The following is a 13,565-nucleotide window of genomic DNA, read 5'->3' on the forward strand; positions in this document are numbered from 1 at the left end:
CGCGCCCTTGCCGTGTCCGCGCCCGCCCTGGTGATGCTCGCGCTCGGCCTCTGGGGACTGGACCGCGGCGGGATGTGGCGGGACGAGGCCGTCACCTTCCAGGTCGCACGCCGCACGGTGCCGCAGATCTGGCGTCTGCTGCACGGCGTGGACGCGGTGCACGGCCTGTACTACCTGCTCATGCACGCCGTCCTCACCGTCCACCCCGGCGAGGTAGTCCTCAGGCTGCCGTCCGTGTGCGCGGCGGCCCTGACCGCGGTCCTGGTGGCCGCGCTCGGCACCCGGCTGGTCCGGCCGCGCGTCGGACTGTGGGCCGGGCTGCTGTACGCGGTCACGCCGATGACCGGCCACTACGCCCAGGAGGGCCGGTCATACGCGCTGGTCGCGGCCGGCGCCGCGGCGGCGACGCTGCTGTTCGTACGGGCCGTGCAGGGCGGCTCCTGGTGGGCGTACGGCACCGTCCTCGGCCTCACCTGCTGGCTGCACGAGTTCGCGGTCCTGCTGCTGCTCGCCCACGGGGTGTCGCTGGCGCTGGCCCGGGTGGGGGTGCGGGTGTGGCGGGGCTGGGGGTGTGCGGGGGCCGCGGTGGTGCTCCTGCTGCTGCCGATGGCCCTCGTGTCGCGCGCGCAGTCGGCCCAGGTGGCGTGGTTGCGGGAGCCGGCCCTGGGGACGGCACAGGGGTTGCTGCGGACATTTCTCGGGCCGACGGACGAGGTGTACTGGGCATGTCTGGTGTTGGCCCTGGTGGGGCTCGCGGGGTTGGTGGGGCGGCGGGGGGAGGTCACGTGTGCGGGGGTCGCTCTGCCGCTGGTTGCGGTGCCGCCGCTTGTGCTGATGCTGGTGTCGCAGGTTTCGCCGTTGTACGTCGATCGGTATGTGCTGTATGCCCTGTCGGGGGCGCCGTTGCTGGTGGCTGCGGGGGCCGACCGGGTGGCCGGGGCGGTGGCGCGGCTGCGGCCGGGCGGTCGTCGTGGGCCCGCCCCTTTCCTGTCGCGGAACGACTGCCCGGACGACGGCACGTCTCAGGGCCGCCCCCGGCCGCCGTCGGCGCCCGCCGGACCCGACCTCATCGGCTCCCCCCTCCTGACCCTGACCGGTGTGCTCGCCGTGGCCCTCGCCCTCACCCATCAGCTCCCCCTCCTCCGCAACGACCGCGACGTGGCCCACCGCCCCGACGACCTGGCCGCCGTCTCCCGGGCCGCCGCGCGGGAGGTGCGGCCCGAAGACCCCGTGCTCTTCCTGCCGGCGCAGACGCGCAACGCGGCCCTCACCTATCCGGGGGCGTTCCGGGGCGTGCGGGACGTGGCGCTGGCGGAGCCGGGCCCCGAGTCCGGGACCCTGTACGGGCGGGAGGTGGACGCGGAAGCCCTGCGCCGCCGGATGGCCCGGCTCGACCGGGTGTGGGTCGTCGCCGACCGGGATCTGCTCGCAGGCCGCTGGCGGCCGGGCAGCCCCGTCGAGCGGGCCAAACTCTCCGTCCTCGGGCGTGATTTCGTCCCCGGCGAGGAGTCCGTGCAGGGCGATGTGACCGTGCGGCTCTACGTCCGCCGGTCCGTCGTCAGCGGCGGCTCTGCGCCTCGTCCAGCGCCGCCGCGTCCAGCGCGGTGGTGAGCTGGTCGAGGCGTTCGCGCAGTGCACCGATCTCCGCCGGATCGAAGCCCGTCGCCGCCAGAATGCGGCGCGGCACCTGAAGGGCCTGCTCGCGCAGCGCCACGCCCTCCTCGGTCAGCCGCACCTGTACCGACCGCTCGTCCTGCGCGCTGCGCTCGCGCCGGACCAGACCGGCCCCCTCCAGCCGCTTGACCAGCGGGGAGAGCGTGCCCGAGTCCAGGCGCAGATGTTCGCCGAGTTTCTTGACCGGCAGGTCCCCCTGCTCCCACAGCACCAGCATCACCAGGTACTGCGGATAGGTGAGCCCGAGGTCCTTGAGGATCACGCGGTAGACGCCGTTGAAGGCGCGGGACGCCGCGTGCAGCGAGAAGCAGATCTGGCGGTCCAGGCGGAGCCAGTCCGGCTCGGAGGCGGCGGCGGGCGGGGTCGGCGAGACGGTCATGGCTCCAGAATACCTCCTGCGAGCCACTTAGTTGTGCACAACTGAGTTGTGTGCTCTACTTGTGGTCGTGAGGGCGGCCGGACAGGAGCCGCCGGATCGCACATGAACATCGAGAGGGATGGTCTTCCATGGACGCGCTCTACACCGCTGTCGCCACCGCCACCCACGGCCGCGACGGCCGTGCCGTCTCCTCCGACGGCAAGATCGACCTCAAGCTGGCCCCGCCGGTGGAGCTGGGCGGCAACGGCGAGGGCACCAACCCGGAGCAGCTCTTCGCCGCCGGTTACGCCGCCTGCTTCGGCAGCGCCCTCGGCCTCGTCGGCCGGCAGGCGAAGGTGGACGTCAGCGACGCCGCCGTGACCGCCGAGGTCGGCATCGGCAAGCAGGGCGAGGGCTTCGGCCTGAAGGTGACGCTGCGCGTCGAGCTGCCCGAGAACGTGGACGAGACGACCGGCCGCAAGCTGGTCGAGACCGCCCACCAGGTCTGCCCCTACTCCAACGCCACCCGCGGCAACATCGAGGTCGACCTCGTCATCGAGTAGGACCCGAGGCCGTACGAAGGGCTCGGTGACCTGCCCGGCCTCACTTCGGGGCGAGCAGGTCACCTCCGACGGTCTGGCCGGGGATCCGCACGGAACCCGGCTCCGGTGCGGGCATCGACTCACCGAGCAGCAGCGTCCGTACGACCCGCTCGGCGGCCAGGCCGTCGTCGAACTCGCAGTACCGCCCCCGGAAGTCCGCCCGTAGCCGCGCCGACTCCTCGTCCCGCCAGGACCCGGAGGTGAACAGCCAGGCCAGCTCCCGGTAGGAGTGGGAGACATGGCCCGGCGCCTCGGCGGTGATGTCGAGATAGGCGCCCCGGCTCGCGGTGTACGCGGCCCAGTCGTCGGCGTGGACGACGATCGGCCGGTCCAGGTTGGCGTAGTCGAACATCAGAGCCGAGTAGTCGGTGACCAGCACGTCGGAGGCGAGCATCACCTCCTCGGCGTGCGGCTCGTCCGTCGCGTCGACCACGACCCCGCGCCGGGCCAGCTCGGCCAGGCCCATGCCCCGCGCCGGCCCGGTCGCCAGCGTCGGGTGCAGCCGGACCACGAGGGTGTGGCCCTCGCCCAGGTCGGCCGCGAACCGGGCCAGGTCGATCCGGTCCACATGCCCGCCCCGCCGGTAGTCCCGGCGGGTCGGCGCGTACAGCACCACCGTGTGGTCCTCGGGGATGCCGTACCGCAGCCGGAAGCCGGCGCCGGCCCCGTCGGGCGCGCCGACCAGCACGTCGTTGCGCGGGCTGCCCGTGCGCACCGAGGTGAAGTGGCAGGGGTAGGCCCGCTCCCACACCAGCTCCGAGTGGCGGTTGGCGACCAGGCTGTAGTCCCAGCGGTCGGCCCGGCGCAGCATCTGCGGCACGTCGAAGCCCAGCCGGGCGCCGGGCTTGTCCAGCAGGTCGGCGCCCATGTACTTCAGCGGGGTGCCCTGGTGGGTGTGGATGTGCACACTGCCGGGCCGCTTGGCCAGCGAGCCGGGCCAGTTGACGTCGTTGACGAAGAACTTCGCCCGCGCGGTGACCTCCAGATAGCGCCGGGAGTTCACGAGCACATGCTCGACCCCGGGCGGCAGCTGCGCCGCGGCCGCCTCGTCGCGGACCACCCACACCCCGCGCAGTTGCGGCGCGATCTCCCGCGCCGCGCGGTGGACGGCGGCCGGATCGCCCAGGACGCCCCGGTGCGAGGACGCCGAGTACACCACCAGCTGCGGGTCCAGCGGCAGGCGCGCGTGCATTCCGGCCCAGCCGCGCCGGGCCCGTACGGCGGCCGCCCGGCGCGCCTGCACCGCCCGGCGCCCCGCCTCGCGCCCGGCCCGAGCGGCCTGCCGCTTCAGCCGGTACGCCGGGTAGCCGCCCTCCAACTGGGCCACCTCACCGTCCACGAGGGCGTCCTCGGGCCGGTGGCGGCGGAACATCTCCGCCGTACGCCCGAAGAACTCGGCCTTGTCCGCGGGCGGCAGCCGGTCCGGCTTGGCGAGGATGTCCAGGCAGTGCTCGCCCATCTTGCGGTGCAGGTACGGCCGCCAGCCCGCCAGCTCGTCGTGCCGGTCCACGAAGGCGAAGACCCGCTCGTACTGGTCGTGGATGTCGAAGTGCTTACGGCTGGTGGTGGACAGGATGTTGCCCTGCCGGCGCTGGCGGTAGTTCAGGCAGATCCGGTCCAGGGCGGCGATGCGCCGGGCGCTGAGCATGACCGGGAAGGTCCAGGGCGTGTCCTCGTAGTACCCGGGCGGGAACTCGAAGCCGTTCTCCTCGACGAAGTCGCGCCGGTAGACCTTGTTCCACACCACCATCAGCAGGTCCAGGATCTCCGGCCGGTCGGTGACCGTGAAGGTGTCCGCGCCGGCCTCGGCGAGCACGTGCGCGAGCACATTGCGCCGGGTGCCGCCCCACCAGTAGGTGCGCGCGTAGTCGAAGACCAGCACGTCCGGGTCGTCGGCCTCCGCCAGCCGGTCGGCGACGGCGCGCAGCGCGCCCGGGGTGAGGGTGTCGTCGCTGTCCAGGAAGAACAGGTAGTCGCCGGTGGCGTGCGGCAGGCCCGCGTTGCGGGCCCGGCCGAGGCCGGCGTTCTCCGGCAGGTGCAGCACCTTCACCCGCGGGTCGCGTGCGGCGTACTCGTCGAGGATCGCGCCGCAGCCGTCGGGCGAGCAGTCGTCCACGGCGATCAGTTCGAGGTCGTTGAAGGACTGCAGCAGCACCGAGTCGAGGCACTCGCGCAGAAAGCCCTGCACCTTGAAACAGGGGACGATGACACTGAAGCGGGGCACGGCGGGTCAGCTCCTCACGAGGGTCGCGGCGGCGGGGGCGGGGATGCGCTCGGCGAGCGGGATCACCGGCGGGATCGCCTCCGGCGGCTCGCCGAGCAGCACCCGCCGTACGACGCGTTCGGCGGCCAGCCCGTCGTCGAACTGGCAGAACCGCTCGCGGAACGCGGCCCGCAGGGCCTTGGCCTCCGGCCCCGCGTACGAGCCGTCGCGGAAGAGGCGGGCCAGCTCCTCGGGGGTGCGGGCGACCGGCCCCGGCGGTTCGGTCATCAGGTCGAAGTAGACGCCCCGCGTCTCCCGGTAGACCTCCCAGTCGTCGGCGTACACGACGATCGGCCGGTCCAGGTTGGCGTAGTCGAACATGATCGAGGAGTAGTCGGTGACCAGCGCGTCCGCCGCCAGGCACACGTCCTCCGAGGAGCGGTGCGCGGTGACGTCGATGATCCGGCCGGAACTCCGGGCGCGCCCGCGGTCGTAGAAGTAGTGGGCGCGCAGCAGCACGACCACGTCCTCGCCGGCCGCCTCGCAGAACGCCTCCAGGTCCAGGCCGGCCTCGAAGCCGGTGTGGTGGTCGCGGTGGGTCGGCGCGTACAGCAGGGCCGTCTTGCCCTCGGGCACGCCCAGCCGGTGCCGGATGCGGGTGACGTCGTCGGCGGTCGCCGTGTAGTAGACGTCGTTGCGCGGATAGCCGTACTCCAGATGCTCGTACGCGCCGGGGAAGGCGCGCTCCCACATCTGGGTGGAGTGGCGGTTGGACGAGAGATTGAACTCCCAGCGGTCCACCCGCCCCAGCAGCTTGGTGAAGCTGCCGGACTGCGCGGCCACCACCGGGTACGTCGACTGGTCCACGCCCATCGTCTTCAGCGGGGTGCCGTGCTGGGTCTGCACATGCACACTGCCCGGCCGCTTGACGACGCCCTCGGCGAAGTTGGCGTTGTTGACCAGGTAGGTGGCGCGGGCCAGCAGCTCCCAGGAGCGCCGGGAGCCGATCACCGCGTGGTCGACGTCCTTCGGCATCGCATGGGCCTGGTCGGCCTCGACCAGGAACACCGAGCGGATGTGCGGGGCGAGTTCGCGCGCCTTGGCGTGGATCGCGGCCGGGTTGCAGGCATAGCCGCGGCCCCAGTAGGCGCAGTACACGGCCAGGTTGGGGTCGAGGGGACGGCGCAGGTCGCGGGCATAGCGCAGCCGGGTGCGCAGCATGCGCGGGCGCGGCACGCCCTCGGCGGCCCTGGCCGCCGCCTGGTTGGCTCCGCGCAGTGCGCGGAACGCGGTGTAGGCGCCCGCCGCCAGCAGCCGGTGCTGCAGGCCGAGGCTGCCGCCCGGGACGCGATAGCCGGCGGGCCGGTGCCGCCGGTACAGACGGCCGGCCCGGCGGAAGAACGCCCGCCGCCCGGAGGACAGCCGCTCCGGCCGGGACGCCGTCTTCAGCACATGGGTGAACAGCTGCTCGAAGAGCGCACGGGTCCGCTCGGCGGACAGCCCGCTCCCGGCCGCCCGGGTCAGCACCAGCTCCACCTGGTCCAGCAGGGCATGCTGGTGCGCTCCGGGCAGGTTGAGCCGGCTGCCCTGCCGGCGCAGCCGGTGCCGTACGACGACCCGGCGCAGCACCGCGATCCGCTCGGCGGCGATCGTGGTCAGCCCGCCCCAGCCGAGGTCCGTGAAGTGACTGTCGGGGAAGGAGAGTTGCCGCTCGGTGAGGAAGGTGCGGCGGTAGGCGGCACTCCACGCCGGGAGCTGCACGCCGGTCAGCTCGCAGAACGCGTCCGGGGCGAAGGCTCCCTTCGGGGCCCCGGCCAGCAGCGGGGCCGCCGGGTTGCTCGGCTCGCCCTCCCACCAGGGAGTCCGCTCGTGCTCGACGTGGAGCACGTCCACGCCGGCGGTCTCCGTCAGCCGCGCGTCCAGCGCCGCAAGGGCGCCCGGCAGCAGCAGGTCGTCGCCGTCGAGGAACAGCACATATGCGCCGGTCGCCGCTTGCATCCCGGCGTTGCGCGCCCCGCTCAGACCGTCGGACGGTGGCGAGTTGACCGGTGTCACCCTGGAGTCCCGCTCGGCGTATCCGGCGGCCACCGCGGCGGCCGGGGCGTCGGGAGCGTCGCAGACCGGGATCAGCTCCAGGTCGCCGAAGGACTGGCCGAGGACCGAGTCCAGCGCCTGGGACAGCCGACCAGCGACCCCGTGGGACGGGACGATGATGCTGAAGCGGGGCATTCTGCTCTTTCTGTTGTCTTGCGATGGCGGTCGCGGCCCGGCCGTCCGGCGGGACGCCAGGTGGACGGCCTGACCGGAGTGGGCCGCGTCGTGCTGAGGGGCATGGGAACTCCCGGAAGGACCAACGCTGTTCAGCGGCTCTCGGTGACGGGGAGGGGGCCGGAAGGTTGCGGCACGGTGGCGAGCGGCGAGTGTGCGAGCGCCGCCGCGGCCGACGGCACGGGCCTGCGCTCCGCGAGCGGGATGAAGGCCGGCCGCCCCTCCGTCCCGCCCAGCGCGACATGCCGTACGACCCGTTCGGCGGCGCGTCCGTCGTCGTACGGGCAGAACCGCTCCCGGAAAGCCGCCCGCAGCTGGGCGGAGCGCGAGCCGCGCCAGTGGCCGGTGGCGAAGATGTCGATCAGCTCGTCCTCGCTGCGGGCGACCGCGCCCGGCGGGAAGGCACGCAGGTCGAAGTAGGCGCCCCGGGCGGCCGCGTAGGCCTCCCAGTCCTCGGTGTGGACGACGATCGGCCGGTCCAGGTTGGCGTAGTCGAACATCAGCGAGGAGTAGTCGGTGAGCAGCGCGTCCGAGGCCAGGCACAGGGACTCCACGCTCGGGTGCGCGGAGACGTCGATGATCCGGGCGCCCTCGCCGAGGGTGCCGCCGTGCCGTTCGTCGGCGCGGGCGAGGACCACGAAGCGCGGGCCGAGCCGGCGCAGGACGCGCTCCAGGTCGAGGACCGGGCGCTGGGTGCGGCGGTGGTCGCGGTGCGTGGGCGCGTACAGGATCGCGACCGCGCCCTGCGGGATGCCCAGCGACTCGCGCAGCCGGTTCACCTCCACCGAGGTGGCCCGCTGGAAGAGGTCGTTGCGCGGGGAGCCGTACTCCAGCGTGGTGTAGCGGCCCGGGTAGACCCGCTCCCAGGTCAGGGTGGTGTGCCGGTTGCCGGAGAGCACGTAGTCCCATCGGTCGACGTCCCGCAGCAGTTCCTCGAAGTCGGTGTCCCCGGCCGCCGCCGGGTGCTCCTGGAGGTCGAGGCCCATGTGCCCCAGCGGGGTGCCGTGCTGGGTCTGGACGAAGACCTGGCCGGGTCGCTTCTTCAGCCTGCGGTCGAAGGCGACGTTGTTCACCAGGTACTTGGAGCGGGCCAGCGCCGTCCAGTAGGCGGCCGTGCCGGGGCGCAGCCGGCGCGGGCCCGGCGGTACCGCCTGCTGGTGCTCGGGGCGGGCGATCCAGGCGGTGCGGATGTGCGGTGCGTGCGTACGGAACGCCTCCTCCAGCGCACCCGGGTTGCCGCCGTGGCCCCGGCCCCAGTGGGCCGTGAACACCGCGCGGTCGGACCGCAGCGGCAGCCGCAGCTGGATCCGGTAGTGCAGCTGGAGCACGGCGGCCCGCAGGGCGCGGGCGAACTTCACCGCGGACTTCAGGGTGCGCCGGCGGACGGCCGAGACCAGGCGCAGGGTGCGGAAGGTGCGGTGCAGGCCGAAGCGCACCAGGGTGTGCCGCAGCCGGGAGCGCAGCGGGAGCTTGGTGCCCGGCGCGCGGTAGCGGCGGTAGTGGGCGCGGGCCCGGCGCAGGAACTCGGCGCGGCTGCCGCGCGGCAGGCGGTCGCGCCGGGTGAAGACCGTGATGTGGTGGTCGACCATCCGGCGGAACAACTCCGGCCTCCAGCGGCCGAGTTCGGGGCGCTGCTCGACGTAGGCGAACACCCGGTCGTACTGCTCGAAGATGTCGAAGTGCTTGCGGCTGGTGGTGCGCAGGATGTTGCCCTGCCGCCGCTGCCGGTAGTGCACGCACACCCGGTCCAGGGTGGCGATGGACTCCGCCGTCATCAGGACCGGGAAGGTCCAGGGGGTGTCCTCGTAGTAGCCGGGCGGGAACTCGAAGCCCTGCTCGGTGACGAACTCCCGCCGGTAGGCCTTGTTCCAGGCGACCATCAGCACCCGCAGCAGCCCCGGGCGGTCCTCGAGGCGGAAGGGCGCAGGGCCTTGCTGGGTCAGCTGGGCGGCGGCCTGGTTGCGGACCGCCTCGCCGTTCCAGTAGGTGCGCGCGTAGTCGAAGACCAGGACGTCCGGTTCGCCGGTCTCCTTGATCCGGTCGGCGATCGCGCGCAGCGCGTCCGGCGTGAGCGTGTCGTCGCTGTCCAGGAAGACGAGGTAGTCACCCGTCGCCCGGGCCATACCCGCGTTGCGGGCGCGGCCCAGGCCCTGGTTCTCGGCCAGGTGCACGGCCTTCACGCGCGCGTCGCGGGCGGCGTACTCGTCGATGAGCGCACCACAGGCGTCCGGCGAGCAGTCGTTCACGGCGATCAGTTCGAGATCGGGATACGACTGCGAGAGCACCGAGTCGAGGCACTCCGAGAGGTACGCCTGGACCTTGTACGCGGGGACAATGACACTGAACCTGGGCAAGGGACATCCATGGGTCGGTCGGCGCGGGCGTTCTGCCCGGGAACGGCCGATGGAGTGAATTGGTTACGGTTCGTACGGCATGTGGGGGATACCCGATGAACGCCGAGGGGCGGGCCGATGACGGCCCGTCCCTCGAAACATGTCCTGCTCGTGGCTACTTGACCGCGCCCGCCATCACCCCGGACACGAACTGCCGCTGGAACGCGAAGAAGACGGCCAGCGGGATCACCATCGAGATGAACGCGCCCGGCGCCAGCACGTCGATGTTGTTCCCGAACTGCCGCACCTGCGTCTGCAGGGCGACCGTGATCGGCTGCGAGCCGGACTTGGTGAACACCAGCGCGACCAGCATGTCGTTCCACACCCACAGGAACTGGAAGATGCCCAGGCTCGCGATCGCCGGCCCGCCGAGGGGCATCACCACCCGGGCGAACAGGCGCAGTTCACCGGCGCCGTCCAGCCGGGCCGCCTCCAGCAGTTCGCGGGGGATCTCCGCGAAGAAGTTCCGCAGCAGGAACACCGCGAACGGCAGGCCGAAGCCGACGTGGAACAGGATCACCCCGAAGATCGTCCCGAACAGCCCTATGTTGCCGAACAGTTCGGCGATCGGGATCAGCGCCACCTGGACCGGCACGACCAGCAGGCTGACCACACCGAGGAACCACCAGTCCCGGCCCGGGAACTCCATCCACGCGAACGCGTAGCCGGCCAGCGAGCCGATCACCACGACCAGGACCGTCGCCGGGACCGTGATCAGCACGGTGTTCACCAGGGAGTTGGTGATGTCGCTGTTCTCCAGCAGCTTCTGGTAGCTGTCGAAGGTCAGCTGGGACGGCTGGGAGAACACCTTCCACCAGCCGCTCGCACTCATCTCCTCCGGCGCGCGCAGGGAGGAGATGAGCAGACCGATGGTCGGCACCAGCCAGAACAGGCCCACGAGGAGCAGGAAGACCCGGACCAGACCGCCGCTGAGCTTTTCGGTGATCTTCGAGCCGAGCGACTGCCGTGCCTTCACCGCCGTGGCGGGTGCCGCCTTGCCGATGCTTCCGGCGGTCGCCGTCATCGCCTGACCTCCCGCCTCAGCCTGCGAACGTTACTGCGCCTTCCCGGGGAGCGGCCCCCGGATCCCCGGCCGCACCGAGGCGCACGCGACTTCATCGCCTGACCTCCCGCCTCAGCCTGCGAATGTTGAACAGCATCACCGGGATCACCAGCAGCAGCAGGAACACCGCGATCGCGCTCGCGATGCCCGGCTGGCTCTCCGCGAAGCCCTTGCGGTACAGCTCCAGGGCCAGCACGTTCGCGTCGTCCTGGGAGGAGCCCGGCGCGATGATGTAGACGAGGTCGAACACCTTGAGCACATTGATCATCAGCGTGACGGTGACGACCGCGAGAACCGGTGCGAGCAGCGGCACGGTGACCCGGCGGAACACCTGCCACTCATTGGCGCCGTCCACGCGCGCGGCCTCCAGCAACTCCCGGGGCACGCCCGCGAGCCCGGCCGCGATCAGCACCATCGCGAAGCCCGCCCACATCCACACGTACGACCCGATGATGGCCGGGGTGACCAGCGCCGGCCCGAGCCAGTCGACGCCGTTGTACGGCTCCTTGAAGTTGCTCGCGGGAAGCCTCAGCCGGGCGCCGTCGGCCGTCGTGGGCAGCGTGAAGGTGCCGTCGCCGGCCGCCTTGGCGGTGGCCACCACCTTGCCGTCCTTGACCGCCTCGATCCGCATCCCGGCGTAGCCCAGCTCGGACGGGTCGGGTGCGCCCAGCTTCCCGACGCCCCTGCCGCGTGTGAAGTCCTGCCAGGTGGTGCCGGTGATCTTCCCCGGCTCCGCCGTGGCCGCCACGGCCTTCTTCGCGCCGTCGGGCATCTGGTCGGGTGCGACGCCGACCAGCGGGAGTGCGACCGCCTTGCCGGTGTGCACCGTGGCCGTGGTGATGAATCCGCCCTGGTCAGGTTGGAGCGGCGACTCGCGGCCGGGGTGCGCCTTCGGGAACGCCGACGACTGGGCGAAGGTGTCGTGCACACCCACCCACACCGCGTTGGCGACGCCCTTGTCCGGGTCCTGGTCGTACACCAGCCGGAAGATGATCCCGGCCGCCAGCATCGAGATGGCCATCGGCATGAAGACGACCAGCTTGAACGCCGTGCCCCAGCGCACCCGTTCGGTCAGCACCGCGAAGATCAGACCGAGCGCGGTGGAGACCGTGGGCGCGAACACCACCCAGATGATGTTGTTCTTCAGCGCCGTACGGATGCCGTCGTCGGTGAACAGCGCCTTGTAGTTGTCGACCCCGGCGAAGCCGTCGCCCGAGGCGTTGTAGAAGCTGCGGACGATCGAGTACCCGATCGGGTAGACCACGAGCGCGCCGAGCAGCACCAGGGCGGGCAGCAGGAAGAGGGCTGCCACGGTCCTGCGGGTGCCGGTCACGCTCTTGCGGCTCTTCGGTGCGGCGGGGCCCGGTGGGGGCCCGGCCGCCGCTGCCGACGCCATCGCCCCGTCAGCTCCCGTTCCCGTAGGCCGCCGCCGCGTCCTTCTCCAGCTTCGCCTGGGTGCCCGCCACGTCCTTCGGGTTCTTCAGGAAGTCCTGCAGGTCCTTCCACTCGCCCTTGCCGGGCGTGCCGCCGAAGGCCTGCGGGGCCTGGTCGGACATGTCGAAGCGGAAGTCGTCGCCGGACGCGATCAGCGCCTTGGCGATCGTCTGCTGCACGGCGTTGGGGTACGCCGAGACCGGCACGTTCTTGTTCGGCGAGAGATAGCCGCCGAGCTTGGCCTGGATGGTCGCCGCGTCCGGGGAGGCCAGGAACGTGGCCAGCGCCTGAGCCGCCTTGGAGTCCTTCAGGATCACGGCCGCGTCACCACCGGAGACCACCGGCGCGGACGAGCCCACCGCCGGGAAGGGGAACACCTTCGCGTCCGTGCCCACCTTCGCCTTGGTGTCGCCGATGTTGACCTGTGCGAAGTCCCCCTCGTAGACCATCGCGGCCTTCGGCTGGTCGCCGCCGGTGAAGGTCTGTGTGACGGAGGCCGGGAACTCGGTCTGCAGGGCGCCGTCCCCGCCGCCCGCCACATAGTCCTTCTTGCCCCAGATCTGGGCGAGTGTGGTCAGGGCCTGCTTCACCGACGGGTCGGTCCACTTGATCTTGTGCTGGGCGAGCTGGTCGTACTTCTGAGGCCCGGCCTGGGACAGATAGACGTTCTCGAACCAGTCCGTCAGCGTCCAGCCGTCGGCGCCGCCGACCGAGAACGGGGTGACACCGGAGTCGTAGACCGCCTGCGCGGCGGTCAGCAGCTCCTGCCAGGTCTTCGGCTCCTTGGCGCCGGCGTTCTCGAAGGCCTTGGCGTTGTACCAGATCAGCGACTTGTTGGCGGCTTTGTAGTAGACGCCGTACTGCTTGCCGTCGACCTTGCCGATGTCCTGCCAGCCCGGAGAGTAGTTCTTCTGCAGCTCCTTGAGCGCCTCCGCGCCGAGGGGCTTGGCCCACTTCTTGTCCACGGCCTGCTTGATCGCGCCCGGCTGGGGCAGCAGCGCCACGTCCGGCGGCTGGCCGCCCGCGATCTTCGAACCGAGGAAGTTGATGATCGGGTCCTGGGCGGGCACGAACGTCACCTTCGCACCGGTGCGTTTCTCGAACTCCGCCAGAACCTTCTTGAAGTTCGCCTGTTCGGTGCCGGTCCAGACGGCGGCGACCTCCAGGTTCGCGCCGTTCAGTTTCGGCAGGGTGACGGTGGAGCCGGTCGGGGTGGCCCCGCCGCTCGTGTCGCCGCTGCCCTTCTTGTCGTCGCTGCTGGAGCAGGCGGTGAGCGCGAGGGCTCCCGCCAGCAGTGCGGCGAGTGTGGTGACGGCCCTGCCTGTCCGGATGGTGCTGCTGTTGCCACGCATCACTTCCCCGTTCGTCGTTCTCCGTTGAACGTCAGAACTCTGTCCCGTGCGGTCCGGTCTACGCCGGGCCGCACAAGGGCGGCAAGAGCGCCTGCGCCGTCCGGCGGTTGATCGTGACCGGCTCGTGATCGGGGAAGTATGCGTGCTGCTTCCGACTGATTCCGGCGGGGCCCTGTCGTCGGGCTCCCGCCGTCCGCCCACAGGGCGGCCCGGTGCGG

The 13,565-nt window shown here is 71.7% G+C and carries 9 protein-coding genes; 2 read left to right on the forward strand and 7 right to left on the reverse strand.

Annotated features, from left to right (window positions below; genetic code table 11):
* Positions 1-12: 12 nt before the first annotated feature.
* Positions 13-1,611: a glycosyltransferase family 39 protein gene (locus tag ACIRU3_RS03290; protein ID WP_404050649.1), complete on the forward strand. Its 1,599-nt coding sequence runs from the start codon at positions 13-15 to the stop codon at positions 1,609-1,611.
* On the opposite strand, the gene ACIRU3_RS03295 is transcribed toward ACIRU3_RS03290, so the two are convergent.
* Positions 1,559-2,053 (reverse strand): MarR family winged helix-turn-helix transcriptional regulator, encoded by a 495-nt coding sequence (locus tag ACIRU3_RS03295; protein WP_404050652.1) that lies wholly within the window; start codon positions 2,051-2,053, stop codon positions 1,559-1,561. The two genes, ACIRU3_RS03290 and ACIRU3_RS03295, sit on opposite strands and share 53 nt — an antisense overlap.
* 128 nt (positions 2,054-2,181) lie before the next feature.
* On the opposite strand from ACIRU3_RS03295, the gene ACIRU3_RS03300 reads away from it, so the two are divergent.
* Positions 2,182-2,595 (forward strand): organic hydroperoxide resistance protein, encoded by a 414-nt coding sequence (locus tag ACIRU3_RS03300; protein ID WP_404050655.1) that lies wholly within the window; start codon positions 2,182-2,184, stop codon positions 2,593-2,595.
* Between the two features lie 40 nt (positions 2,596-2,635).
* Here ACIRU3_RS03300 and ACIRU3_RS03305 read toward each other — a convergent pair whose 3' ends face one another.
* The 6 genes from ACIRU3_RS03305 to ACIRU3_RS03330 form a co-directional block, all read right to left on the reverse strand.
* Complete coding sequence (locus ACIRU3_RS03305; RefSeq protein ID WP_404050658.1) at positions 2,636-4,858, reverse strand: CDP-glycerol glycerophosphotransferase family protein; 2,223 nt, start codon at positions 4,856-4,858, stop codon at positions 2,636-2,638.
* 6 nt (positions 4,859-4,864) lie between these two features.
* Complete coding sequence (locus tag ACIRU3_RS03310; protein WP_404050661.1) at positions 4,865-7,066, reverse strand: CDP-glycerol glycerophosphotransferase family protein; 2,202 nt, start codon at positions 7,064-7,066, stop codon at positions 4,865-4,867.
* Positions 7,067-7,197: 131 nt separating this feature from the next.
* Entirely contained in the window at positions 7,198-9,459 is a 2,262-nt protein-coding gene (locus ACIRU3_RS03315; RefSeq protein WP_404050664.1) for a CDP-glycerol glycerophosphotransferase family protein, read from the reverse strand.
* Between the two features lie 154 nt (positions 9,460-9,613).
* On the reverse strand, positions 9,614-10,522 hold the full coding sequence (locus ACIRU3_RS03320) for a carbohydrate ABC transporter permease (RefSeq protein ID WP_404050667.1): 909 nt from the start codon (positions 10,520-10,522) through the stop codon (positions 9,614-9,616).
* A gap of 91 nt (positions 10,523-10,613) precedes the next feature.
* Positions 10,614-11,957: a carbohydrate ABC transporter permease gene (locus ACIRU3_RS03325; protein WP_404050670.1), complete on the reverse strand. Its 1,344-nt coding sequence runs from the start codon at positions 11,955-11,957 to the stop codon at positions 10,614-10,616.
* A gap of 7 nt (positions 11,958-11,964) precedes the next feature.
* A complete protein-coding gene (locus ACIRU3_RS03330; protein ID WP_404050673.1) occupies positions 11,965-13,347 on the reverse strand; it encodes an ABC transporter substrate-binding protein in 1,383 nt (460 codons plus the stop codon).
* Positions 13,348-13,565: the final 218 nt, after the last annotated feature.

Source organism: Streptomyces sp. NPDC101151 (assembly GCF_044768335.1).
Classification (GTDB): Bacteria; Actinomycetota; Actinomycetes; order Streptomycetales; family Streptomycetaceae; genus Streptomyces.